19 protein-coding genes are annotated in these 26,914 nt (G+C 36.7%); 12 read left to right on the top strand and 7 right to left on the bottom strand.

Going from position 1 to position 26,914, the window contains the following annotated elements; all coding sequences use genetic code 11:
• The first annotated feature begins 426 nt into the window (after positions 1–426).
• The 6 genes from AC4BB2_RS11205 (at position 427) to metF (ending at position 11,726) form a co-directional block, all read left to right on the top strand.
• Positions 427–3,063 carry a calcium-translocating P-type ATPase, PMCA-type gene (locus tag AC4BB2_RS11205; RefSeq protein WP_490473011.1) on the top strand — a complete coding sequence of 879 codons (2,637 nt, stop codon included), beginning with the start codon at positions 427–429 and terminating at the stop codon, positions 3,061–3,063.
• Between the two features lie 902 nt (positions 3,064–3,965).
• Positions 3,966–5,975: a KUP/HAK/KT family potassium transporter gene (locus AC4BB2_RS11200; RefSeq protein ID WP_490473010.1), complete on the top strand. Its 2,010-nt coding sequence runs from the start codon at positions 3,966–3,968 to the stop codon at positions 5,973–5,975.
• 128 nt (positions 5,976–6,103) lie between these two features.
• Positions 6,104–7,402 (top strand): hemolysin family protein, encoded by a 1,299-nt coding sequence (locus tag AC4BB2_RS11195; RefSeq protein ID WP_490473009.1) that lies wholly within the window; start codon positions 6,104–6,106, stop codon positions 7,400–7,402.
• 282 nt (positions 7,403–7,684) lie between these two features.
• Positions 7,685–8,404, top strand: coding sequence for an epoxyqueuosine reductase QueH (locus tag AC4BB2_RS11190; protein ID WP_490473008.1), 720 nt, complete (start codon positions 7,685–7,687; stop codon positions 8,402–8,404).
• A gap of 169 nt (positions 8,405–8,573) precedes the next feature.
• Positions 8,574–10,838, top strand: a complete 2,265-nt coding sequence (metE, locus tag AC4BB2_RS11185; protein WP_490473007.1) for a 5-methyltetrahydropteroyltriglutamate--homocysteine S-methyltransferase — start codon at positions 8,574–8,576, stop codon at positions 10,836–10,838.
• The gene (metF, locus tag AC4BB2_RS11180; protein ID WP_490473006.1) at positions 10,839–11,726 is read left to right on the top strand and encodes a methylenetetrahydrofolate reductase [NAD(P)H]; all 888 of its coding nucleotides are present in this window, start codon (positions 10,839–10,841) and stop codon (positions 11,724–11,726) included.
• Between the two features lie 139 nt (positions 11,727–11,865).
• On the opposite strand, the gene AC4BB2_RS11175 is transcribed toward metF, so the two are convergent.
• From AC4BB2_RS11175 to AC4BB2_RS11165, 3 genes are all read right to left on the bottom strand, one after another.
• Positions 11,866–13,017, bottom strand: a complete 1,152-nt coding sequence (locus AC4BB2_RS11175) for a pyridoxal phosphate-dependent aminotransferase (protein ID WP_490473005.1) — start codon at positions 13,015–13,017, stop codon at positions 11,866–11,868.
• Positions 13,018–13,113: 96 nt separating this feature from the next.
• Positions 13,114–13,836 (bottom strand): amino acid ABC transporter ATP-binding protein, encoded by a 723-nt coding sequence (locus AC4BB2_RS11170; RefSeq protein ID WP_490473004.1) that lies wholly within the window; start codon positions 13,834–13,836, stop codon positions 13,114–13,116.
• Positions 13,829–15,295, bottom strand: a complete 1,467-nt coding sequence (locus tag AC4BB2_RS11165; protein ID WP_490473003.1) for an ABC transporter substrate-binding protein/permease — start codon at positions 15,293–15,295, stop codon at positions 13,829–13,831. Before AC4BB2_RS11165 ends, AC4BB2_RS11170 begins: the two co-directional genes overlap by 8 nt.
• Before the next feature lie 222 nt (positions 15,296–15,517).
• On the opposite strand from AC4BB2_RS11165, the gene AC4BB2_RS11160 reads away from it, so the two are divergent.
• The 6 genes from AC4BB2_RS11160 (at position 15,518) to AC4BB2_RS11135 (ending at position 22,560) form a co-directional block, all read left to right on the top strand.
• Positions 15,518–16,609, top strand: a complete 1,092-nt coding sequence (locus AC4BB2_RS11160) for an iron-containing alcohol dehydrogenase family protein (RefSeq protein WP_490473002.1) — start codon at positions 15,518–15,520, stop codon at positions 16,607–16,609.
• A 169-nt stretch (positions 16,610–16,778) separates the two neighbouring features.
• A complete protein-coding gene (tgt, locus tag AC4BB2_RS11155) occupies positions 16,779–17,924 on the top strand; it encodes a tRNA guanosine(34) transglycosylase Tgt (protein ID WP_490473001.1) in 1,146 nt (381 codons plus the stop codon).
• Positions 17,925–18,006: 82 nt separating this feature from the next.
• The gene (yajC, locus tag AC4BB2_RS11150) at positions 18,007–18,378 is read left to right on the top strand and encodes a preprotein translocase subunit YajC (RefSeq protein ID WP_490473000.1); all 372 of its coding nucleotides are present in this window, start codon (positions 18,007–18,009) and stop codon (positions 18,376–18,378) included.
• 59 nt (positions 18,379–18,437) lie between these two features.
• Positions 18,438–18,740, top strand: a complete 303-nt coding sequence (locus AC4BB2_RS11145; RefSeq protein ID WP_490474695.1) for a post-transcriptional regulator — start codon at positions 18,438–18,440, stop codon at positions 18,738–18,740.
• A 191-nt stretch (positions 18,741–18,931) separates the two neighbouring features.
• Positions 18,932–21,529, top strand: coding sequence for a bifunctional acetaldehyde-CoA/alcohol dehydrogenase (adhE, locus tag AC4BB2_RS11140; RefSeq protein WP_490472999.1), 2,598 nt, complete (start codon positions 18,932–18,934; stop codon positions 21,527–21,529).
• A gap of 170 nt (positions 21,530–21,699) precedes the next feature.
• A complete protein-coding gene (locus tag AC4BB2_RS11135) occupies positions 21,700–22,560 on the top strand; it encodes a VOC family protein (protein WP_490472998.1) in 861 nt (286 codons plus the stop codon).
• Between the two features lie 40 nt (positions 22,561–22,600).
• On the opposite strand, the gene fni is transcribed toward AC4BB2_RS11135, so the two are convergent.
• Genes fni through mvk form a run of 4 tightly spaced genes read right to left on the bottom strand, consistent with a single transcriptional unit; the run spans position 22,601 to position 26,667 of the window.
• Positions 22,601–23,647 carry a type 2 isopentenyl-diphosphate Delta-isomerase gene (gene fni, locus AC4BB2_RS11130; protein WP_490472997.1) on the bottom strand — a complete coding sequence of 349 codons (1,047 nt, stop codon included), beginning with the start codon at positions 23,645–23,647 and terminating at the stop codon, positions 22,601–22,603.
• Positions 23,631–24,728, bottom strand: a complete 1,098-nt coding sequence (locus AC4BB2_RS11125; RefSeq protein WP_490472996.1) for a phosphomevalonate kinase — start codon at positions 24,726–24,728, stop codon at positions 23,631–23,633. Before AC4BB2_RS11125 ends, fni begins: the two co-directional genes overlap by 17 nt.
• Positions 24,725–25,723: a diphosphomevalonate decarboxylase gene (gene mvaD, locus AC4BB2_RS11120; RefSeq protein WP_490472995.1), complete on the bottom strand. Its 999-nt coding sequence runs from the start codon at positions 25,721–25,723 to the stop codon at positions 24,725–24,727. Before mvaD ends, AC4BB2_RS11125 begins: the two co-directional genes overlap by 4 nt.
• Positions 25,723–26,667, bottom strand: coding sequence for a mevalonate kinase (mvk, locus tag AC4BB2_RS11115; protein WP_490472994.1), 945 nt, complete (start codon positions 26,665–26,667; stop codon positions 25,723–25,725). Before mvk ends, mvaD begins: the two co-directional genes overlap by 1 nt.
• Positions 26,668–26,914 lie beyond the last annotated feature (247 nt).

Raw genomic sequence — 26,914 nt, 5'->3', positions numbered from 1 at the left:
AAAAATTTTTTTAATCAAACTATCTTTATATGTGTTTTTTTGACTAAATTTCCAATTTTTCACACATATTCACTATTTTTAAAGATGTTTTTGTGGTTTTTATACTCTGCACATATAATTTTTTTGAAAGGTGAATCGTGTTTTGTTAACAATTTTGTGTCTACTCATTTCATGCTTCGAGAAATTCTTCAATAAAACTGACTTTTCCTCCTTCCTTCTATAAACATAGTACCATATAAAGAAAGCGTTTTCAAGTAAAAGATCTTGTAGAGGTACTTAATTTTAATTAAGGTTACTATTATTAGCTAAAAAACTAATAGAAAAATAAAAATTTAGCCATATCTATTGAAGTTTGAAAAAAAAACATGGTATAGTGAATATAGATACTATATTAATAGAAGGAAAAATTAAGAATGGGGGGATAGGATGGAAGTATACAAACAACCTATCGAAACAGTTATCAAAGATATGAAAACAAATAAAGAACAAGGATTAACGGAACAAGAAGTAAAACAGCGATTGGCTGAATATGGGGCTAACAAATTTCACGAAGCTAAAAAAGACTCTGTACTAAAAAAGTTTTTACATAGTTTGTCTGATTTTACGACAATTATTTTATTAGTTGCTGCAGCTATTTCATTTTACACAGCGATTGCGACAGATCATGGTGATTATTTTGAAGGAATTTTGATTATTGCCATTGTGATCATTAATGCCGTATTAGCGATCGTTCAAGAAGGAAATGCAGAAAAATCGTTATCAGCATTGCAAGATATGAACAAACAAAGTAGCTCAGTTTTACGTGATGGTAAAGTTGAGACCATTGATGCAGAAGATGTTGTTGTGGGCGATGTACTTGTACTAGAGTCAGGCTCCATGATTACAGCAGATGCACGTCTGATTCAAGCAAGCCAGCTTAGAGTGGAAGAATCGGCACTGACTGGAGAAAGCGAGCCAGTTGAAAAAGATTCCGCGTACATAGGGAAGCAAGATGCACCTCTTGGCGATCAACTAAATATGATTTTTAAAGGTTGTACTGTAGCTAACGGTCGTGGTAGAGCGATTGTTACGGCGACAGGCATGCAAACTGAGATGGGGAAAATTGCTGGATTGTTGAATGATGACGTGACTCAGCAAACACCACTGCAAAAACGTTTGAACCAGTTAGGTAAGAGAATCAGCTTGATTGCTTTGGCTGCAGCGGTAATCGTATTTATTATTGGTGAGTTGCAAGGGGAACCGATGCTGGAAATGTTTATGACAGCAGTGTCGTTGGCTGTTGCAGCCGTACCTGAAACACTGATGGTAATTGTTACGCTGACATTAGCATATGGTGTACAGAAGATGGCGAAAAAACATGCGATTATTCGTCGCTTACCAGCTGTAGAAACGCTTGGAACCGCTAATGTGATTTGTTCAGATAAGACAGGGACTCTGACACAAAATAAAATGCGGGTCAGACGTGTTTGGTCTCGTGGAGATGAAGTAACTGATACCGAAGATGCCATGACTGACGAAGCAATGGAAGTATTAAAAATGGCTTCACTTTGTACAGATGTTATCGTTGACAAAGATGGAGATGATTTAGTTATTCAAGGAAATCCTACTGAAGCGGCAATTGTTCGTGCGGTAGAGGAGAATTATCATACTAAAGCTGAACTTGAAGAAAAATACCCAAGAATCGGTGAGATCCCTTTTGATTCAGAGCGTAAAATGATGACCACTGTTCATAAAATGGGGAAAAAATATATTTCAGTTACTAAAGGCGCTTTTGATGTTTTGCTGACTCGTTTTCGTTTTGGTGATGTTGAACAGGCTGCTGTAGTGAATGATCGTTTCGGGAAAAAAGCTTTACGGGTGATTGCGGTAGGTTATGCGATTTATGATGAAGAACCTACAGAAATCACTTCAGAGGCTTTAGAGAAGAATCTGCGCTTGCTAGGATTAGTTGGTATGATTGATCCACCTAGACCTGAAAGTAAAGGCGCAATTGCCAGAGCGAAGAAAGCTGGTATCAAAACAGTTATGATCACAGGAGATCATGTCGTAACTGCTGGTGCGATTGCTAAAGAATTAGGGATTTTAAAAGATAAAAGTGAAGCTTTAACAGGATCCGAACTACAAAAAATGTCAGATGAAGAATTGGATTCACGAGTGAAGTCATTGTCTGTTTATGCTCGTGTTACCCCAGAAGATAAGATTCGAATCGTTAAGTCATGGCAGCGTACAGGTGCTGTTGTTGCAATGACAGGTGACGGGGTTAACGACGCGCCTGCTTTGAAAGCAAGTGATGTAGGATGTGCCATGGGAATCACGGGAACTGACGTAGCGCAAGGTGCAGCGGATATGATTTTAACTGATGATAATTTTGCAACAATTGTTGATGCTGTGGCACAAGGTCGTGCTGTTTATCGAAACATTCGTAAAGCGGTAAACTTTCTACTGAGTTGTAATATCTCAGAGATATTTATTGTTTTGATTGCTATGTTGCTTGGCTGGGGAGCACCATTTACTGCTGTTCAATTATTGTTTGTTAACGTTGTTGCAGATGGTCTTCCAGGTTTTGCTTTAGGAAAAGAACCAGCGGAACATGGGATTATGGATGAACCGCCGATTCCTAGAAATGAAGGGATTTTTGCCCGAGGATTATGGCAGAAAATTGGAATCAATGCCTTTGTCTTTACTGTCATTACATTGTTTGGATTTTATTTAGGTGCAAATGTTGATTCTGTCTCTTACTTTTTCGAGGCAAGTTACGAAATTGGTCAAACGGTAGCCTTTTTGATTTTAGCGTATTCATCGATTTTGCATGTTTTCAATGTAAGAAGTACGGAATCAATTTTTAGAGTAAAATTATCAACGAACAAATCACTTTTTGAAATGGCTGTCTTGGCAATTATTATTACAACAGTAATTGCGTTACTGCCATTCACACAAGAGTTGTTTGGTTTAGTTCCGATTGGCATTAATCATTGGTTATTGGTAATGGGATTATCAATCATACCGATTTTTGTAAATGAGATGATTAAATTCCATTACTCACCAGAGGAAGAGGTAGAGTAAAAGAAACGGAGAAATGCTTGGTTTTTCAGCATTTTTCCGTTTCTTTTTATAAAATTTAGACAGGTGAAAGATTTGCTTGAAAATACTGTTGAAATTATTTACATAAAAGACTTGCTAAAATGGTGAAGGAGTATTATAGTTGTTATCAAAATCAGTTGTTTTAATTTTTTTTTAAGTTTAGTTTTCTTTAATAAAATGAAAATCACGACCGATGTTTTTATTTGGATAGCCAAGTAAAAGCCTTAGGGAAGCAACAGCATATTTTAGTTCAACATCAAGTGTGAAAGCACGGATGTCTAAGAATGATAATTGCGAGACCTAAGTGTAAGGGCCAAGTGGCGTTTCACTTAGGTCTCTTGTTTTATTTTTTAAGAGATTAGGATGAAGTTGTCTTTGTCTTAATATTTAGCTTCACAGGCTAACCTCTCGGGACAAAGATAAAATCTGTTTGTGACTAAAAGCGTCACATTCAAATTTTCCTATTTTCCATTCGAGGTTGATTGAGCCTGCTCAGCTTTCGCATTATCTAGCTTCACAGGCTAGCTCTTCAGAAAAAAGATAAAATTCGATAGTGACAAAAAACGTCACTCTCTAATTTTTCTATTTTCCAATCAGAGCTGATTGAGCCTGCTTAGCTTTCGCATTATCTAGCTTCACAGGCTAACCTCTCGGGAAAAAGATAAAATCTGTTTGTGACCAAAAGCGTCACATTCAAATTTTTCTATTTTCCATTCGAGGTTGACCGAGCCTGCTCAGCTTTCGCATTATCTAGCTTCACAGGCTAGCTCTTCAGAAAAAAGATAAAATTCGATAGTGACAAAAAACATCACTCTCTAATTTTTCTATTTTTCAATCAGAGCTGATCGAGCCTGCTCAGCTTTTAAATTTAGGAGGAGAATTTTGTGGTAGAGAATTCAAAAGTTTCCCATCATCAGAAATTGACCGCTGCTGGATTATTGGTTGCAATGGGTGTGGTTTATGGTGATATTGGAACAAGTCCGCTGTATGTAATGAAAGCGATCGTTGGAGACAATGGTGGTCTTAAAAATGTGTCAGAAAGTTTCATTATTGGTGCGGTATCATTGATTTTTTGGACATTAACGATTCTAACGACAATCAAATATGTTGTCATTGCTTTAAATGCAGATAATCATGGTGAGGGTGGTATTTTCTCTTTATTCACATTGGTACGTAGAAAAGGGAAGTATCTAATCATTCCCGCGATGATTGGTGGAGCGGCATTGCTGGCTGATGGGGTGTTGACACCGGCAGTAACTGTTACTACAGCTATTGAAGGTCTAAGGGGAATTCCTGTTTTCTTTGACCGATTTGGTAATAACCAAAATATTATCGTTATTATTACATTAGTGATTATTCTTATCTTGTTTTCTGTTCAGCGTTTTGGTACGGATGCTGTTGGTAAGGCTTTTGGCCCAATCATGTTCGCTTGGTTCACTTTTTTAGGTGTGATGGGGCTAATTAATTTTGGGCAGGACTGGACAGTACTTAGAGCTTTGAATCCGTATTATGCGATTCACTTGTTGCTTAGTCCTGATAACAAATTAGGGATATTTGTATTAGGAAATGTCTTCTTGGCAACAACAGGTGCAGAGGCATTGTACTCTGATTTAGGTCATGTTGGGAAACATAATATTCGAGCTAGTTGGCCGTATATCAAGGTTTGTCTAATTCTTAACTATTTAGGTCAAGCTGCTTGGATCTTAAACGTTAAAAATGATCCAACAACATTGGCGATACAAAATTTGAACCCATTTTTCCAAATGATGCCAAATAGTATTATGCTAATGGGTGTTGTTTTTGCAACAGTTGCAGCGGTAATTGCTTCTCAAGCATTGATTTCAGGTTCATTTACATTAGTTTCAGAAGCAATCAAATTAAAATTACTACCAAGATTAAAAATCATCTATCCAGGTGCGAATATTGGTCAAATGTATATTCCAGCAGTTAACATGATGCTATGGATTGTTTGTTCGTTGATTGTCATAACCTTTAGAACATCCACTCATATGGAAGCAGCGTATGGTCTTTCAATCACTGTAACTATGCTTATGACGACTATTTTACTGATGTTTTATCTATTGCAAAAAGGTGCTCCACGTTGGGTTGCTTATTTGGTTACGTTGTTCTTTGGAAGTATTGAATCTATCTTCTTTGTCTCAAGTATTGCGAAATTCTTCCACGGTGGGTATGTTGCTGTAGGCATTGCCTTACTAATCTTGTCTGTCATGACGATTTGGGAATGGGGCAATATTATCAAAGAGAAAACATCTGATACTGTTCCACTTAAACATTACGTAGAACAATTAAGAATGCTAAAAGATGATCCGACAGTTCCAAAATCTCAAACAAATGTGGTTTTCATGACACCAGATAAAATTGGGGACGAAATCGGACGTCAAATCATTTATTCGATTTTAGATAAACAGCCAAAAAGAGCGAATGTTTACTGGTTTGTTAACGTTGAAGTAACGGATGAACCATTTACGAAAGAATATACTGTTGATATGATGGACACAGATTTTATTGTTCAAGTTCAACTTTATCTTGGTTTCCATGTAGCTCAAGAAGTCAATGTTTATATTCGTCAAATCGTTCATGATCTTATGAAAGAAGGACGTTTACCTAAACAACCACAGAAATATTCATTAACACCTGGTCGTGAAGTGGGCGATTTCCAATTTATCATTATCCAAGAAGAGTTATCAAAAGTAACGGAACTGAAAAAATGGGATCGTCAAATCATGCAATTAAAATTAGCCATCAAAAAAAGAACGACGTCTCCGGAAAATTGGTTTGGTTTAGAGTACAGTGAAGTGAAATACGAATCTGTTCCATTAATCATTGGTGATACCCGGAAAACGAGATTAAGGGAAAGAAAAGCTATATTATAAATGAAAAATCTCTAAGTCTGATACAAGAACTTAGAGATTTTTTGTTTAGATTTAACAGCTCTTGTTCGCACTATTGTGGAAGGACAAGTATAATGATAAATGAATAAAGAAAAGACGAGGTGTAAAAAATGCTTGCAATAAATTTTTTAATATTACTTTTAATGATTGCAATTACTGCATTTTTTGTGGCCAGTGAATTTGCATTAGTAAAAATTCGGATGTCACGATTGGAGCAGTTAAAAAAAGATGGAGTAAAAAATGCGGAATTGGCTATTCATGTCACACATCACTTAGATGCCTATTTATCTACAAGTCAACTAGGTATCACTTTGACAGGGCTGATTATTGGTTGGGTAGGAGAAGGCTCAGTAGCGGCACTGCTGCATCCATTGTTAGGTGATTTGCCAATCAGTAGTGCAATCAGCAGTACAATTTCCATTGTATTAGGTTTTGTAATTGTCACGTATGTTGTGGTTGTGGTAGGAGAATTATTTCCTAAAAGTTATAGTATCGCTCAACCAGAGAAAGTGGTTTTGGCAGTTGTTAAGCCTCTCCATTATTTCTATAAAGTGATGTATCCATTTATTTGGTTATTAAATCATTCAGCAGCTAAATTGGGTCAATTGTTTGGCATTCGATTAGTATCTGAAGGAGAAGAAACGTTAACTCAAGAAGAGTTATTGTATGTAGCAGATGATTCCTATAAAAAAGGGGAACTAACAAAAGAAGAATATCAATATTTGGAAAATGTTTTTGAGTTTGATGATACATTAGCAAAAGATATTCAAGTTGATCGGACATCTATGGAAGTTTTTGAGTCAGATGAAACGGTAGAACAAGCAATCCAGCATTCTCTAAAGCGCGGACATACCCGTTATCCTGTCACTGAAGGATCGAAAGATAATGTGCTTGGATACGTTGCTTTACCAGCGCTGATTAAAGAATCATTTATAAATGACCAGAAAAAAGTCAGCGAAATGGTGGAAGAACCAATCATTGCTTTAGCGACAATTCCAATAAAAACCTTATTGACAATGATGAGAAAAGAAGGCAAGCATATTGCCATCTTAAAAGATGAATATGGCGGAACAACTGGGATGGTAACAATCGAAGATATCTTGGAAGAACTAGTCGGAGATATTCGGGATGAAACAGATTTGGAAAATGCCTTGATTTCTAAAACATCGGAGGATTCTTACATCGTTTCTGGGAAAATTACCCTTGATGATTTTGAACGGTTCTTTAAAGTTAAAATCACTTCATTTGGAGATTCAGATATGTCTACATTGGCTGGTTTTGTTGTGGAACAAAAAAACAATCAGATTGCCGTTGGTGATCAGGTTGAAGTTGATGGATTTATAATTGAAGTGATGGATTATGAACAAGCACACATTGATTATTTTAAAGTAACTAAGACAAGTAAATAAAGATATTAAGCCTCCAAAGAATGGTTGATATTCTTTGGGGGCATTTTTTGTTTATACAAAGGAATTGTACTAATAGAAATGATTTAAATAAGATTGACGTGAAGATCCTATTCAGCTAGGATTAAGTAAAAGATAGGTACCAATAAAACCTTAGAATAGATTATCTGCTATCAAAAAGAAAATAAGTATTTAGCCAGTTCTTTTTAAATCATAAAAACAGCTCTGGTTAAATCACTGTAAAAGAGTAAATCAACTCAGTTGACTATATTTGGAGGTGAAGCATTGATAAACTTAACAGAAATTACGGAGAAGATGTCTCCAAATCAAAAAATTAATTATGATCGTGTACTGCAAAAGGTCATTGCAGAATGGGGAAAATCAGCTATACGTCCAACTATTTTACTTCATAGTTGCTGCGCTCCTTGTAGTACGTATACACTTGAATATTTAACTCAATACGCAGATGTAACGATTTTCTTTGCTAATTCCAATATTCATCCAAGAGCAGAATATCAGCGCCGAGAAATCGTTCAGAAAAAATTTGTCGAGGACTTCAATGAACGAACAAACAATCAAGTGCAATTTTTAGCTGCACCTTATGAACCAAATAAATTCATTCAAATGGTTCAGGAAAAAGAGCTGACAGAAGAAGCAGAAGGCGGAAAACGTTGTTCGGCCTGTTTCCAAATGCGTTTGGATATTGTTGCAGAAAAGGCACAGGAATTGGGATATGATTATTTTGGTAGTGCATTAACACTATCCCCAAAGAAAAACAGTCAATTAATTAATGAGATTGGGATTGATATTCAAAAATTCTATGCAACCAATTATTTACCAAGTGATTTTAAGAAGAACAATGGGTACAAACGATCGATTGAGTTATGTCAAGAATATGATGTCTATCGTCAATGTTACTGTGGCTGTATGTTTGCTGCTACAAAACAAGGAATTGATTTGAAAGCTGTAAACAAAGAAGCAAAAGCATTTTTAGCTGAACAATAAAAATTAGTTGAAAAAGAGGATGATTTCTTATTTTTACGAAATCATCCTCTTTTTGTGGAATACATATTAATATAGTTTGAAACTATATTAAGCGATAGAAAATAAGTGTTATTCTATATTTCTTTCCTGTGGTAGAGTAGGTGAAATACCTTTTTAAAGGAGGAGACGTATGAAAACATCAATTATCGGGTTCCCACGAGTGGGAGAATTGAGAGAGTTAAAATTTGCAACAGAGAAATATTTTAGAAAAGAAATTACAGCAAAAGAATTAGAAGCCGTAGGGAAAGACTTGCGGAACAAACATTGGCAGCTTTTAGTCAATCAAGGAATCGACTTCATTCCAAGTGGAGATTTTTCTTTTTTTGATACAACATTAGACACAGCAGTTTTATTGAATATCGTACCTAAAAAATACCAAACATTACAATTACCACCATTAGAAACGTATTTTTCATTAGCTCGAGGATATCAAGGTGAGGCTGGTGATGTCACGGCTTTAGCGATGAAAAAATGGTTTAATACCAACTATCATTATATGGTTCCTGAAATAGATGATGAAACAGAACTGAAATTGGTTGGCGATAGCTTATTTACCGCTTTTAATGAAGCAAAAGAGGCAGGCGTTAAAACACGTCCAACGATACTTGGCCCATTTACCTTATTGAAATTAGCTACCTATCATGGAGCGAAAAAGGCAGAAGATTTTTATGAAGCTGCGATTACAGCATACGGGCAACTTATCCAGAAACTAACGCAACTTGGCTGTGAATGGCTTCAAATAGATGAGCCTGCCTTAGTTTTAGATTTAACTCCCGAAGAAGTTCAGCAATTTAAGAAACTATATCAAAAATTATTAGCTAAAAAAGGAGCGCTAAAAATACTCGTACAAACGTATTTCGGAGACGTTCGAGATGCGTATCAGGAGTTAGTTGAATTACCTTTTGACGGGATTGGTTTAGATTTTGTTGAAGGTCGAAAAACACTCAACTTGCTAGAAGAGTATGGTTTTCCAGAAGACAAGTTATTATTTGCTGGTATTGTGAATGGAAAAAATATTTGGAAAAACAACTATCAGGAAACATTGACACTTCTTGAAAAAATCCAGTCGTTAGGTGAAGTTGTATTGAACACATCTTGTTCATTGCTGCATGTGCCATTTACAATCGCTAATGAATCTGCATTGAAAAAAGAAGAAAAGGATCATTTCGCTTTTGCCGTGGAAAAATTAGCTGAACTAAATGATTTAAAGAAAATTGTCGGAAGTAAAGTGGAAAATCAATCGTTATTGACTGCTAATATTGCGTTGTTTAATCAAGATCGTTTTTCTAAAAATGAGCAAGTCGCTCAACAAGTCGCCGCTTTGACGGAAAAAGATTTTGTTCGTTTACCGCAATTGGCTGAACGTGCAAGTATTCAAAAAAATAAATTAAAATTACCAGTATTGCCAACGACAACGATTGGCTCTTTCCCACAGACAAAGGAAGTCAAACAAAACCGTGCAAAATTCAAAAAAGGTGAAATCACTGAAGCTGAATATACTGCTTTTAATCAGGAAAAAATCGCTGAATGTGTCGCCTTTCAGGAAGAAATCGGGTTGGATGTTTTAGTTCACGGTGAATTTGAACGAAATGATATGGTGGAATATTTTGGTGAAAGTCTTGATGGCTATTTATTTACCGAAAAAGCTTGGGTTCAATCATACGGAACTCGTTGTGTGAAGCCGCCAATCATTTGGGGTGATATTTCTCGCTCAAGACCAATCACTGTAGCTTACTCTAAATATGCTCAAACGCTAACCGATAAGCCGATGAAAGGCATGTTGACAGGACCTGTAACGATTTTAAACTGGTCATTTCCTCGTGAGGATATTAGTCTAAGAGAATCAACATTGCAGTTGGCATTAGCGATTCAAGAAGAAGTGTTAGATTTAGAAGCGAATGGTATTGAAATCATCCAAATCGATGAAGCAGCTTTACGTGAAAAATTACCATTACGCCAAACAGACTGGCATTTAGAATACTTAGATTGGGCAATACCGGCTTTTCGACTTGTTCATAGTAAAGTCCAACCAACGACTCAAATTCATACTCATATGTGTTATAGCGAATTTTCGGATATTATCCAAGATATCGATAATATGGATGCGGATGTTATTTCCTTTGAAGCCTCTCGTTCAAGTTTAGATATTTTAGATGCATTAAAGGCGATTAACTTCCAAACACAAGTAGGGCCAGGTGTATATGATATCCACTCACCTCGTGTACCATCAGTGGAAGAAATCGAAATAACAATTCATAATATTCTAAATAAATTATCGATTGAAAAAGTTTGGATCAATCCTGATTGTGGCTTAAAAACTCGGGGTGTACCAGAAACAGAAGCTAGTTTGAAAAACTTAGTACTTGCAGCGAAAAAGGTACGTGGAGGGGTTTAGATGAGGACAGATAACTTATTCAGGGAAAAAACTGTTTTTTCTTATGAAATCTTTCCGCCAAGACGAACGGCATCAATTGACACGATTTATCACACGTTAGATCGATTGAAGGGGCAGCAGCCGGATTTTATTAGTGTGACGTTAGGTGCTGGCGGAACAGGAGATAATTTAAGTACTGCAGATATTGCACAAAAAATTCAAGATGAACAGTTTTTACCAAGCGTTGCACATTTACCTGCTGTAAATTTTTCAAAAGAAGAAGTTCTCTCGATTTTGAAAGAATTGAAGCAGAAGAAAGTTGAAAATATTTTGGCTTTACGAGGAGATATTTTACCAAATAAAGAACCGAAAAAAGATTTTGAATATGCGAACGATTTGGTTTCCTTCATTCATGAACAAGGAGAATTCAATATTATTGGTGCTTGCTATCCAGAAACACATGGGGATGCCGCCAGTTCAGTAGAAGATATCAGAAATCTAAAACGTAAAGTCGATGCTGGAACGAACCAGTTGATTACGCAACTTTTCTTTGACAATCAATACTTTTATACGTTCAAAGAAAAATGCGATATTGCGAACATTGATGTGCCAATCCAAGCAGGAATTATGCCAGTAGTAAATAAAAAGCAGATTGAGCGCATGGTAAAAATGTCTAACGTTACTTTACCGCCTAAATTTTTAAAAATGATGGAACGTTATGAACATAATCCAGAAGCCATTCGCGATGCAGGAATTGCCTATGCCATTAATCAAATTGTTGATTTAGTTGCTCAAGGTGCAGATGGTATTCATTTATATACCATGAATAATCCATATGTAGCACAAAAAATTCGTGAAGCAACACGTAGTTTATTTGAAGTTCAGCCAAAAATGAAAGTGTATAATTAATTGAACCATAAAAGACAAACCCATAAAAGACAAACCCATAAAAGACAAACCCATAAAAGACAAACCCATAAAAGACAAACCCATAAAAATAGTGTTGTTTATCCCGTTGATTTAACGAGATAAGCAACACTATTTTTATTTAAAAACTCATTTTTTCGATTCGATCAAAAGCCTCTTTTAAAGTTTCAATATCTTGAGTCGCTGCTAAGCGAACATAATTATCGCCAGTTGTTTCACCGAAAGCTTTTCCGGGAATCATTAATACGTTTGTTTCTTTTAAGACTTTTTCAACAAAAGGAACAGATGTGAGTCCTGTTTTAGAAATATTAATGAAGGCATACATACTGCCTTTGACTGGATGGAGTGAAAGAAACGGAATACGTTCTATCCTTTGTTCCAGATATTCCAGACGTTCTTTAAAGACAGAAACCACTTTTGGTACCAAAGCTTCTGCATGGTTTAAGGCATAAATTCCCGCTTGTTGGGAAGGGCTTGGAGCAGAGTAGGTAATGCTTTCATTGATTAATTTTGCAGCATCATTGATATAATCAGGAGCAATCATATAGCCAATCCGCCAGCCAGTCATGGCAAACGCTTTTGAAAAGCTGCTGAAAGTAATCGTATTTTCAGGCGCAAAAGTAGCCATTGGAACAAAATCATCATAGAAACTAAAGGCTTCATAAACCTCATCAGAGAGAATATAAAAATTATGTTCAATAGCAAGGTCAGCAATTGCTTTAAATGTTTCAGGAGAAAAAACTGCGCCAGTTGGGTTATTTGGCGAATTAATAATAATTGCTTTTGTTTTATCTGTAATCGCTGCTTTCAAAACATCAATATTGATTTGAAAACCATCTTCTTCGTACGTTGGAATAAATACCGGTTTACCACCAGCCAAAATGACTTGATCTTTATAAGGAGAAAAATAAGGCTCATGGATAATTACTTCATCATCAGGATCTAAAATCACCTGCAAGGTTAAATACATCCCATGCAATGCACCTACTGTTGCCCGAACTTGACTTGGGTTAAAGGCTAAACCGTATTGCTTTTGATAAAATGCAACAACTGTATCAATAAATTCCTGACTGCCGCCAGATGCGGTATATTTTGTATGGCCATTTTTGACGTCTGTAAAAGCCGCTTCAATAATTCTTTCGTCAGTGATTAAATCTGGATCACCGATCGATAAATCTAGTAAATCAGGGACTTGTTTAGCTAAGGTAGCAATATCCATTAAGATATTTTCTGCAGGGTGCTGATGACGTTTTGCAATAGTTGAGTTATCCATATTCTTTCCTCCGATATTGGGTACTTTCATTTTATTTTATACTATTTAAAGAGGACAAAGCAACTTCGTTTCTACATGCTCTGCCCTCTTTTAGTTTTATAATACTTTTCTTAAGAAATCCTGTGTTCGTGGATTTTTTGGCTGTCCAAAAATTTCTTCTGGTGTACCTTCTTCTTGTATAACACCTGCATCCATAAAAATCACACGATCCGCAACTTCACGGGCAAAGCCCATTTCATGGGTAACAACCACCATGGTCATTCCTTCAACCGCTAAAGCTTTCATAACGGATAAAACCTCGCCAACCATTTCTGGATCAAGTGCAGATGTTGGTTCATCGAATAACATGACATCTGGATTCATAGCTAAAGCACGTGCGATGGCTACCCGCTGCTGCTGGCCGCCTGAAAGACTTGAAGGATAACTAGATGCTTTATCTTTTAAGCCGACTTGTTCCAATAAAGAGAGAGCTTTATCTTTCGCTGCTTCCGGTGTTTCTTTTTTTACTTTGATTGGGCTGATAGTTAAATTATCTAATACTGTTTTATGAGGAAATAGATTGAAATTTTGGAATACCATGCCCATTTTTTGACGTAGAGCATCGATATTTGTATCCTTATCCAATAAATTTTTTCCTTCAAATTCAATGACTCCATCGGTTGGTTGTTCTAATAAGTTCAAGCAACGTAAGAAGGTACTTTTTCCGCTTCCAGAAGGACCGATGATCACGACGACTTCGCCGGCTGTTACATCAAGATCAATCCCTTTTAAGACTTCGTTTTTTCCAAAGGTTTTGTGTAAGTTTTTAATATTAATCACTAGTGCTCATTCTCCTTTCAGCAACACCTAATAGGCGAGAGATGGTAAAGGTTAAAACAAAATAGATCAATGATACAACTAAATAAGGTAAAAATGGTTTAAAGCTGGCACCTTGAACATTGCCGGCTTGGAAAATCAATTCAGAAACGCCGATAACGGAAACAACAGAAGATTCTTTGATTACCGTTACAAACTCGTTTCCTAAAGCAGGTAAGATATTTTTGATTGCTTGAGGTAAGATGATAAAACGCATTGCTTGGGGTTGATTCATTCCAAGAGAGCGAGCCGCTTCTAATTGTCCTTTGTTGACTGCATTAATTCCAGCGCGGACGATTTCAGCAACATAGGCGCCACTATTTAAAGCTAATGCAATACAACCAGCAGCAATTTTTGAAAGATCTAAACCTAACACGCCAGTTCCAAAGTAAACGATGAAAATTTGTACTAATAAAGGGGTACCGCGAACATATTCAATATAACAAATCGCAATGCCACGTAAGATTTTTGATTTTGATAATTTCATTAAAGCTAATAATCCACCTAGAATAGCTCCAAATAAAACCCCCATAAAGGCTAGGAAAATCGTATAACCAGCGCCGGTAATATAAAACTTCCCATATTTTCCAAGGAAACTTTCATCATCGGTAAACATTAATTTACCGGCTTCTTTTTTGTATCCATCTAATAGATTGTTGTCATTGATAGTTTGGATTGAAGCGTTGACTTTTTTTTCTAAAACAGGCGCATTTTTAGGAATAGCCACTGCTGCGTCTTTTTCTCCTTGTTCAAATGTAACATTATCAGCAAATGCTAAGCCCTTGTCGCGATCTACGTAAGCTTCAGCTACGGGACCTTCTAAAACAGCCGCGTCAACTTTTTTATTTTTCAGATTCATAATGATGTCAGGAACTTTTTGTAGTGAAGTTGGAATAGAACCAACTAATTCTGTTTTAGCTAATTCTTCTTGTGTGGTTTGTTTTTGAACACCTACTTTTATGCCATCAAAATCTTTTGTTGACTGGAATTTATCTTTATCGTCTTTTCTAACGACTACTTTTTGTTGAACAGTCATATATGGATGGGAAAAATTTACTTCCTGTAAACGTTCGGGTGTTGGTGCCATTCCAGAAATAATCAAATCGATTTTCCCTGTTTTTAAAGCACCTAATAATGCATCAAAACCCAATTCTTCGATTTTTAAATCGACGCCAAGATCATCAGCGATTTTTTGAGCGATGGAGATATCAAAACCAACAATCTGGTCTTTACCATCAACGTCTGCATGAAATTCGTAAGGGGCATAATCAGCAGATAAACCAACAATCAATTCTCCTCGTTTCATGATACTGTCATAGACTGGATCTTTTTCTTCGGCGAATACTGTGGTTACTGGAAGAAAAGTGAGTAATGTCAGAAATATGGGGATGATAAGTGCTAACGTTTTTTTGCATAATTTCATTTGTTTTTCTCCTTTGTAATAGATTGCTAGCAATCGGAAAATTTCGATTGCTTAGTTTTTCAATAAATATTCTAAAAATGATGAATAAATGTATAAAAATTTATTGTTTTTGGATGTGTTTTATCATATCATAGATTAAGGGAAAGGAAAAGTGAATTTTATCAAAGAATTTATAAAATTTCACTTTTGCATAAAAATAAGAAAAATGGAAGGTCGAGTAAGATGAATCAATCGCTTATAGTTAGAGGGGCACCACAAGAATATGAATGCCGAGAAGGCGCATGGAATGATTTGGAAGAACATTTAAATAGAAGAAATATTCAGCGGGTTCTGGTATTATATGGAAAAAATTCATGGGAAGCAGCTAAACCGTATTTTCCTTCATTAATGAATATTGATACATATTTTGTCGATTATGGCGGAGAGTGTACAGATGAAAGAACTGCAGAATTAAAGCAGTTGCTCAAGGAAGAACAATCAGAAGGAATCATTGCTGTTGGAGGCGGAAAGATTGCAGATTTAGGTAAAGCGGTAGCGAACCAGTGCGGTGTGCCTATTTTGATTTTGCCGACATTAGCGGCGACTTGTGCTGCGTATACACCGTTAAGCGTAATGTATAATAAGTCGGATGGTGCAATGGATCGTTATGATGTCTTTCCTCGTAGCAATGCGTTGGTTTTGATTGAACCTAACGTGATTTTAGACTCACCAATCGAGTTGATGATTGCAGGAATTGGAGATACTGTTGCAAAGTGGTATGAAGCAGATGCAATGATTTCTCAGTTAGATATTCTGCCAATCGAAGTCCAAGTATCTGCTTTCGCTGCAAAAAAATGTAGAGATGTTTTGTTGGAAGACAGTCAGGATGCACTTATTGCGATGGAGAATAAAACAATCAATCAAGCTTTTTTGAACGTTGTAGAAACGAATATTTTATTAGGCGGAATGGTTGGCGGATTTGGTGATGATTATGGTCGAACATCTGGAGCGCATTCGATTCATGATGCATTGACTATTTTACCAGAGAGTCATCACCAACTTCATGGGAACAAAGTTGCATACGGTGTTTTGGTTCAGTTAGTGATTGAAGATAAATGGACGGAAATTGAGCAGTTGCTTCCATTTTACCGCAGCTTAAATCTACCTATCTCATTAAAAGATATGAATATGGAGCTGTCAGCCGCTGATTATGAACGTGTAGCTGAGCGAGCGACTGAAGCGCATGAAACGATTCACTTTATGAAAGAAGAAATTACGACAGATATAGTGAAAAACGCCATGATTGCCTTAGAAGTAGCAATGAGTGATAAATAATCAAGTATAGTATAGAATGAAAGAACTGGGAGAAAATCGTTTTTAGATTGTTTCCAGTTTTTTCATCGTCTAAGGATATGATAAAGAAACGCCGTAAGACCTTGCAAAGTCAAGTAAAAAAAAGTATGATGATTGAAGCGTAAATTTACAAAAGAAAGTAGGGAAATGAATGACGGAACCAGCCATTCGTTATCGTTTAATAAAAAAAGAAAAACATACAGGTGCCCGTTTAGGAGAAATAATCACCCCTCACGGTACATTTCCGACTCCAATGTTTATGCCTGTAGGAACGTTAGCGACAGTAAAAACAATGTCACCAGAAGATTTGAAAGAGATGGGGGCAGGAGTGATCTTGAGCAATACGTATCATTTATGGCTTCGTCCCGGCGATGATTTAATTGCAGAAGCTGGCGGCTTACATAAATTTATGAATTGGGATCAGCCAATCTTGACAGATTCTGGCGGTTTTCAAGTATTTTCATTAAGTGATATGCGTAAAATCACGGAAGAAGGCGTTCATTTTAGACATCATTTGAATGGATCAAAATTGTTTCTTTCTCCTGAAAAAGCAATTAACATTCAAAATAATCTAGGCTCTGATATTATGATGAGTTTTGATGAATGTCCGCCATTTGATGAAAGTTATGATTATGTGAAGAAATCGATCGAACGTACGTCACGTTGGGCAGAACGAGGCTTAAAAGCGCATGCTAATCCTGATAGTCAAGGATTATTTGGCATCATCCAAGGTGCAGGATTTGAAGATTTGCGTCGTCAAAGTGCAAAAGATTTGATTAGTATGGACTTTCCAGGCTATTCAATTGGAGGTTTATCTGTTGGTGAACCTAAAGCCGAAATGAATCGTGTATTAGATTTTACTACACCGTTGATTCCTGATAATAAACCAAGATATTTAATGGGTGTAGGAACAGCTGATTCATTGATTGATGGTGTGATTCGCGGGATTGATATGTTTGACTGTGTATTGCCTACTCGAATTGCAAGAAACGGAACATGTATGACTTCTAAAGGGCGTCTGGTTGTTAAAAATGCCCAGTATGCAAGAGATTTCCGTCCACTGGATGAGAAATGTGATTGCTATACTTGTAAAAATTATTCACGTGCATATATCCGTCACTTGATTAAAGCTGATGAAACCTTTGGTATTCGTTTAACATCTTATCATAATTTATATTTCCTATTGAATTTGATGAAACAAGTTCGTCAAGCAATTATGGATGATAATTTATTGGAATTTAGACAAGCCTTTTTTGAAGAATACGGATTCAACAAAGAGAATGCGAAAAGTTTCTAAAAAAACAATCAAAAGACTAGTGTTGTAACAGAAATTTTGGTACAGTAAACTAGTGATTATATGATAGAGAGGTGAATAGATAATGGGCGGAGGACTTTCGTTTATTTTACCATTAATTCTTTTAGCAGGAATGATGTTTTTTATGACACGTTCGCAAAAGAAACAACAAAATGAACGTCAAACACTTTTAGATGCAATGAAAGTGGGCGATGAGATTGTAACGATTGGCGGATTACACGGTGTAATTTCTGAAATCGACAATGGCAAAGGAACAGTATTGATCGACTGTGAAGGAATTATCCTTGGATTTGATCGTGCAGCAATCAAAACAGTGAAACCAGGTACAGTTGTTGCAAATGACAACAACGTAACTACGGTTGAAACAAAAGAAGAAACAGTTGTTGAAGATGCAACAACAGAAGTAACTTCTGAAAACAACGAAACGAAAGAATAATTCCAGCTTGCTGGAATTTTTTCTTTCTAACATATAAGGAAAATATACATAGATTATTCATTAGAAAGAAGGGGAGGATCATCGAAAAGTTATCTTGGCATCAAAAGTTCTTATTGAAAAAAGAATTAAAAGTTAAATGCCAATCTTTTCGGCAACTTGGTTATTCATCAGTGAATGAAACAGAATTGATGAACTACCTTGTTTCTTATCGATGGAAAAAGAATGCGCCATCATCTATCAAAGAGTGTCGTGAAGACATCTTACATATTGAGCCAAATGAATTCTTTGATTATCAACAATTAATTGCGCAAACAAGCAGCTTAACGATCAAAGATTGGCAGGACTTAAAGGATTTATTCTGATAATAGGATAAATCCTTTTTCTTTTTAAGTTGTAAAAGCGTTTACGTTTTTCGTGTAGGGATAAAAGTTTTTTTGAATGTGAAAAATATCACAAAAAACTATTTACAAGAAAAAAATAATGTTGTATGATGAGTATGTGAAAAAGTTAACAAGTTAAAAAATAAATAATTTATTTTTCTAGGAGGATCACAATGGCTAAAACAATGAAGAAAGAAGATACTAAAAAGACTGATGTAACAGCTATGATCGACGAGTTAGCAAAAAAAGGAAATATAGCTTTAAAAGAAATGGAAGATTTTGATCAAGAAAAAGTTGACCACATTGTACACCAAATGGCAATGGCTGCTTTAGATCAACATATGCCTTTAGCAAAAATGGCTGTAGAAGAAACTGGCCGTGGAATTTATGAAGATAAAGCAATCAAGAATATGTACGCCTCAGAATATATTTGGAATAGTATCAAACATGATAAAACAGTTGGCGTCATTAATAAAGATGACCAAACAGGTTTGATTGAAATCGCCGAACCAGTTGGTGTGGTTTGTGGTGTTACACCGACAACAAATCCAACATCAACAACAATCTTTAAAGCTTTGATTGCAATTAAAACACGTAACCCAATCATATTTGCTTTTCATCCAAGTGCACAAAAATGTTCTGCAGAAGCCGCTCGTATCGTTCGTGATGCAGCAATTAAAGCAGGCGCTCCTGAAAACTGTGTACAGTGGATCGAACATCCTTCATTAGAAGCAACTTCGGGTTTGATGAATCATCCTGGGATCGCAATCGTTTTAGCCACTGGTGGAGCTGGCATGGTGAAATCAGCCTATTCAACAGGTAAACCAGCATTAGGTGTAGGCCCAGGAAATGTTCCTTCATATATTGAAAAAACAGCAAAAATCAAACGTGCAGTCAATGACTTGATCGTTTCTAAATCATTTGATAACGGCATGATCTGCGCCTCTGAACAAGCTGTAATTGTAGATAAAGAAGTTTATGCAGCAGTGAAAGCTGAGTTTGAAGCGCATCAAGTATATTTCGTTAAGCCAAACGAATTACAAAAATTAGAAGATGCCGTAATGAACGAAGGAAAATATGCAGTAAATCCAGCAATCGTAGGTTACTCTGCGGAACATATCGCAGAACTTGCAGGTATCAAAGTACCAAATGGAACTAAAATCTTAGTAGCTGAAATTGAAGGTGCTGGTGCGGAATATCCACTTTCACGTGAAAAATTATCTCCAGTTTTAGCCATGATGAAAGCGAAAAACACAGATCATGCCTTTGATTTATGTGAAGCGATGCTTGAATTAGGTGGCTTAGGACATACAGCGGTGATCCATACAGAAGATGAAGATCTACAAGTGAAGTTTGGTCTACGTATGAAAGCTTGCCGTATTCTGGTAAACTCTCCATCTGCTGAAGGCGGAATCGGAAATATCTACAACGAAATGATTCCATCACTAACATTAGGTTGCGGATCTTACGGTAAAAACTCAGTTTCTAAAAACGTATCTGCTGTTAACTTGATCAACGTCAAAACTGTAGCGAAACGGAGAAATAATATGCAATGGTTTAAATTACCGCCAAAAATTTTCTTTGAAAAAAATTCATTACAATATCTACAAAAAATGGAAAATGTTGAACGTGTTATGATCGTTTGTGATCCAGGAATGGTTCAATTTGGCTATGCGGATACGGTTCGTAAAGAATTACAAAAACGTAAAAACGACGTACAAATCGAAGTATTCTCAGCCGTAGAACCAAATCCATCTACAAATACAGTTTATGCTGGAACAAAAGTCATGGTTGATTTTGAGCCAGATACAATCATCGCTTTAGGTGGTGGATCTGCAATGGACGCGGCTAAAGGCATGTGGATGTTCTATGAACACCCAGATACAGAATTCTTTGGTGCTAAACAAAAATTCTTAGATATCCGTAAACGTACCTACAAAATTGAAAAAGCAGTTAAAACACAATTTGTATGTATCCCAACAACATCAGGTACTGGTTCAGAAGTAACACCATTTGCGGTTATTACTGACAGTGATACACATGTAAAATACCCATTAGCTGATTATGCTTTGACACCAGATGTTGCGATCATTGATCCTCAATTTGTCATGTCAGTTCCAGCTTCTGTCACAGCCGATACAGGTATGGACGTATTAACACATGCGATTGAATCTTATGTTTCAGTAATGGCTTCTGATTACACTCGCGGATTAAGTTTACAAGCTATCAAATTAGTCTTTGAACATTTAGAAAACTCAGTGAAACGTCCTGATGCAGAGAGTCGTGAAAAAATGCATAACGCATCAACAATGGCTGGTATGGCATTTGCCAATGCATTTTTAGGAATTTGTCACTCAGTAGCACATAAAATTGGTGGAGAATATGGCATTCCTCACGGACGTACCAATGCGATTTTATTACCGCATATTATCCGTTACAATGCTAAAGATCCGTCAAAACATGCAATGTTCCCTAAATATGACTATTTCCGTGCAGACACAGATTATGCTGATATCGCGAAATTCTTAGGGTTGAAAGGTAAAAATACCGCAGAATTAGTGGACGCATTAGCGACATCTGTTTACGATTTAGGTGTATCTGTTGGAATCGATATGAACTTGAAAGCTCAAGGTGTAACACAAAAAATATTAGATTCCACTGTTGATCATATGGCTGAATTAGCATATGAAGACCAATGTACGACCGCAAATCCAAAAGAGCCATTGATTAGTGAATTGAAACAAATCATTATTGATGCTTATAATGGTTAATTGAATAAAAAGAAGAGCAGCTTGATTGTTGTTCTTCTTTTTTTGTTACCATTTCCTAGCTTTCCATAAAAGTAATCCGTAGGATGATGAGAGCGTTGTCTTTTCAAATAAATCGTTGGACCTATATAATAAAAATATAGGAATTTTTATCTCAGAAAGGGTGACGGATCATGTCAAAATTTTCTCCATGTTTATGGTTTAACGGAAAAGTAGAAGAAGCAGCTGAGTTTTATGTGAACGCCTTTGAACAGGGTAAAATCAATAAAGTTGATTATTATGTTGATAGTGAACATCAGCCAAAAGGCTCCGTATTGACGATAACGATGACACTTGCAGGTCAAGAGGTTGTTTTATTGAATGGCGGACCAGAATTTAATTTTACACCGGCAATTTCTCTTTTTGTAGAGTGCGAGACAGAAACACAAATCAACAAGCTGTGGGAAACCTTAAGCCATAATGGAAAGGTATTGATGGAATTTGGTTCTTATCCCTTCAGTGAAAAATATGGATGGTTAGAGGATCAATATGGCGTATCATGGCAACTGATTTTATCAGGAACACCTCAATCTATTGCACCAAGTTTTTTATTTACTGGAGATCAGTTTGGAAAAGCAGAAGCGGCGATGAATCAATGGATAGAGATTTTCGGTGATGGTAAGGTAGAATATATTGAAAAAAATCCAGACGGAACTGTGTTACAGGCCTTATTCACTATGCATGGACAACCTTTTCGTGTGATGGATAGTGGAATTGATCATGGCTTTACGTTTTCGATGGCCACATCATTTTATGTGTATTGTAAAGATCAGACAGAAATCAACTATTTATGGGATGCTGTGACTGCCAAAGGAAAAGAATGGCCATGTGGCTGGATGGAAGATGAATATGGTGTGTGTTGGCAAACAGTCACAACTGATATGGATACATTATTCGACAACTCAGATCCAGACAGAGCGTATCGTGTGATGCAGGAATTGTATAAAATGAAACGAATTGACATAGCTTTGTTGAGAAAAGCTTATGAAGGGTAATACAAAAAGAAGCTTGAGCCTAAACGCTCAAGCTTCTTTATTATTTGCTTCTCTTAGCGTAAGGCTGATAAGCAATCCCACGACTTTCACACCAGTGAATAATCTCACTTGAAAAAATAAGATCCGTTGTAGGAAGCTCCTCGGTTGTCTTTTTCCCAAGCAAAGTATACAACATTTTAAGTTCATCTTCCCATTGTCTAACAAGTTCAAGTGTTTCATCTACACTATTTGTCATTAAATGATTCAAAATAGTTCCTGCAATCCCGACACTTTTGGCTCCTAAACTAAGGGCTTTGACAATATCCAATGATTGCCGAACACCGCCAGAAGCTAATACAGTCAAGTCGCGTTGCCAATTTACAGATTCCAATAAGGAAATCACCGTGGATTGACCCCAATCAGTTAGAAAGCCTAGTTCTCTTTTTTTACGACGGGCATTTTCGATTTGGGTAAAACTTGTTCCGCCTTGACCGCTAACATCTACAGCTTTCACACCACGCAAGACTAATTGTTCAATTGTTTCACTACTCATACCAAAGCCAACTTCTTTGACGATGACTGGAACAGACAGGTGAGAAACAATATCTTCAATGTTATCCAGCCAGTTGTGAAAATCACGATCTCCTTCAGGCATTACCAACTCTTGAGGAACGTTCACATGAATTTGTAATCCGTCAGCTTGAAAAAGGTCAACAGCTCTTTTGGCTTCCTCTAAAGAAAGACCTGCTCCAATATTGGCAAAAATTATCCCATCAGGATTTTCCTTGCGCATAATTTGATAAGTGTCAGCTAACTCAGGATTTTTTAAGGCTGCATTAACCGATCCAGTAGCTGTCATCATACCAGTCTCTCTGGCGATGATACCTAGCTGCTGATTGATTTCTTTCGCCCGCTGGCTGCCTCCAGTCATAGCATTGATATAAAACGGTTGTTTAAAGGTGAAATCAAGAAAAGTGGTTGAAAGATCAACTTCATCCAAGGAAATTTCTGAAAATGAATGATGGACAAAACGGATTTGGTCGAAGTCATTGTTTTTTTCTTTATGAAAGGCTTTCGCCAAAGAAATATGTTCATCTTTTCGATTCATCTTTTTCCTGCTTTCCGTAAAAATATACATGTAATGGCAAAGGAGTGATTCCTTCTTTTTCCCAAGAACTCATTAAAGGTAAGATGCCTGATTTTTGTTTGAATAAGACAATTCCACAATCACCACCGCCAGCACCTGATGATTTAGCTGATCCACCATAGTTTTCAGCAAGATCACATAATTTTTTTAGTGCAGGAGTCTCAATGGCAACACCTGTAATTGAGGTTAATTGTTGCAATAATTGTCTATTTTTTCTGATTTGAGTTTGAATCAAGGAAATATTTTGTGATTGAAAACCTGTGATCATTGTTTCGACACAAACTTTACTGTCATGCAAAAATTCTTGGTAGGCTGTTTCTTTCACTTCTTTAGATTGGTGGACTTGATCCACTAAATCAGAAGTGGAAGCAGGGCTGCCAGTCCAACCGATTAGCAAACGTAATTTTTTTGGAACCGTCAACGGTTGAATCATTAATTTTGGCCATGTTGCTTGGAGTAATTCCGTCAGCGTTTGTTTTTGAGACTGTTCATTGACCCAGTCATGATCGAATGTTGAAAAAGCAATCCAGCCACCGTAACAACTTGCCGCGATGTCTCCGCAAGAGCCGTTTCCCTGAACTTCTAGGTGAGCCAATGCAGATAATTTAAAGATTTCTTCTTCTGTTAATTCTAACTGGTAAAATAAACTTAAAGCTCTAACTGTTGCTACTGTTACCGCACCGCTGGAACCAAGTCCATATTTTCGCCCGTTAGAATTATCTAATTCACTAGTAACCTTCAAGTGGTAAAAAGCCAGCTCTTTATTTTGTTCATGAGCATATTTTTCTGTTAAACGAATAGCCGCCAGCACATAATGAAATGGATTTTCGCGAATATCTAAAACAAGATCATTATTTCGTCTCGTCCATCGTACGGGCAACGAACTAAACTGAGCAGACTGAATACTACCCACATTTTCTGCTGCGTCAAGTGTGACTGTTACAAATTGATCTACCGCAACAATAATCGCTGGATGACCTGGTTCGACAACGGCATATTCACCAGCGATAAACAATTTACCTGGTGTTGATACTTCTATCATAATTCTTCCAACCCTTCTGTAGGAATCAAACGAATTCCTGGTCCTGCATTGGCTGTGATTAGCTGTTCTTCAGAAAAATGATCTGCTAAAAAACTTTTTAAAGCAGTCAGATTTTTCTTTTCCACTAAAATTTTAACATTTGGACCAGCATCCATTGTAAAGTAACAAGGTAAGCCTTGTTGACGAGCAGAACGCACTAGTTGCATGACTTTTAAGCTTTCAGGTGACCAGTAAGTAAACGGTGGTACTGCACCTAAGGTTGTTCCATGCATTCGTAATCCATTTGCTTCGGTCACTTCACCTAACTTATGAAAATCTTTTTCTGCGATGGCTTGTTTAGCCGTTTCTAAATCAGCTTCAACCGTTTCTAACCAACCAGAATAAAAGCTAGAGGTTTCAACCGTTCGTTTCATGCCGTCTCGACTGGAAACATCTTTCTTACCATCATCAACCAAAACAAAAAGCATAGCTAATTCTTTTTCCCAGTTATCGGAAGGAATTGCTTTAGCATAAGATGTCTGATTAGAATCGCCTTTTTGCCATTCAGAGAATCCGCCGAAAATGCTGCGGCAGGCAGAACCGGAACCACGACGGGCTAGGCGCGACAATTCTGTTTCGGTTAACTGTAAATCTAACGCTTCACTACATGCACCAGCAAGTGCCGCTAAGCCGCTAGCAGAAGAGGCTAGACCAGCTGCTGTTGGAACAAAGTTTTGGCTGTCGACTTTAGCAAATAATGTTATGTTATGTTGTTGCCGAACAAGGTCTAAGAATGTAGAAATTTTTGTTGTTTGTTTAGCGTTTTGCTTTTCTCCATCTAAAAAGAAACAATCTTCTGTCAGTGTTTCATCAAAATGCACACTAGTTTCCGTATAAAAAGCATCTAATGTTAAAGAAAGACTGCTATTCATTGGTAATATTAAGTGTTCATCTTTTTTACCCCAGTATTTTATCAAAGCGATATTTGTATATGCTCGTGCTTTTCCAGTGTACATTAATTTTTCACTCCTAATGATTGTATCCAAGTCGCTACAGCTCCAGATTTTTCCAAGGCTGAGGCGATTTTTTTTGCATGTTCCTTTGAATCAGCTAATGCAATCATGCACCCGCCACGGCCGCCACCTGTTAATTTGGCTCCTAAAGCGCCATTTTCTCTGGCAGTTTGGACTAGTTGGTCTAGTTGTTGATTACTGACTGTCAAGGCTTGAAGTTGTTCTTGAGCTTGATTCATAGCATTTCCTAATGTATGAGCATCATCTGCTGAAATCGCCTGCTTGGCTAACCTAGTTAACCGGCCTAACTCAGTGATATGCTGTGAAATTCTTTGTTTATTTTCCTCGAAAAGATGTGCTACATCACTAACGGCAGCTCTTGTTTGACCTTTGATGCCTGTGTCTGCAACAATCAAATAAGCATTAGAAACATTCATAGGGAATGGTTCTAATGGATGACCTTTTATAAAAAACAAGGGTTTATTTCCGCTAGTTGCTGCTGTATCGATGCCACTAGGGTTACCGTGAGCGATTTTTTCTGCTTGAGTAACTAAAGAAAGTAAAGTTTCTGGTGGACATGGGACATCGAAATAATCAAATAACCCACGAACGACAGAGACCGCAGCAGCAGCACTTGAACCCATACCTCGTTCTGCTGGAATCGTACTAGTAATCGTGATTTTTAACGTTGTAGTTTCTTGATGAAGTGCGATCAACGTTTGAGTGATGACTTCTTTGACACTTTGTAAATGCTGTGGAATGTTTGAAAAATCTCCAGAATAGTAATGACAGTCTAATGTCATTACAGTCGCAGGCTCAATTTTTGTTGATATGTAGGTTTCTTTAAAAGGGAAAGCGATGGCAGGTTCGCCGTAAACCACAGAATGCTCACCCATTAAAATAATCTTTCCGGTCGCAAGCCCATGACCGATTTTTTCTTTATTCATTTTAATAAACAGTCCTTTATTTAAAATATCAGATACGTCGTTATTAAGAGTACCATAAATGATTCTAGCCCGCAAAACACCAAAGTAGTCTTCAAATAGATAGTCATTAAGCTAAACACTCATCGAAAAGTATTTTCAACCCATACTAGTTTACCAAAAAAGAGTGTGAAGTAAAATGGTTAGATTCTGTTTTAGGAAAGAATTAACTTATCATTAAGAGATACACAAAAAAAAGAAGAGTTGGAAC

This window comes from Enterococcus sp. AAFC-DPL-5146 (assembly GCF_058216635.1).
The sequence above is the reverse complement of the archived record's forward strand: the minus strand, read 5'-3'. Positions and strand labels throughout refer to the sequence as shown.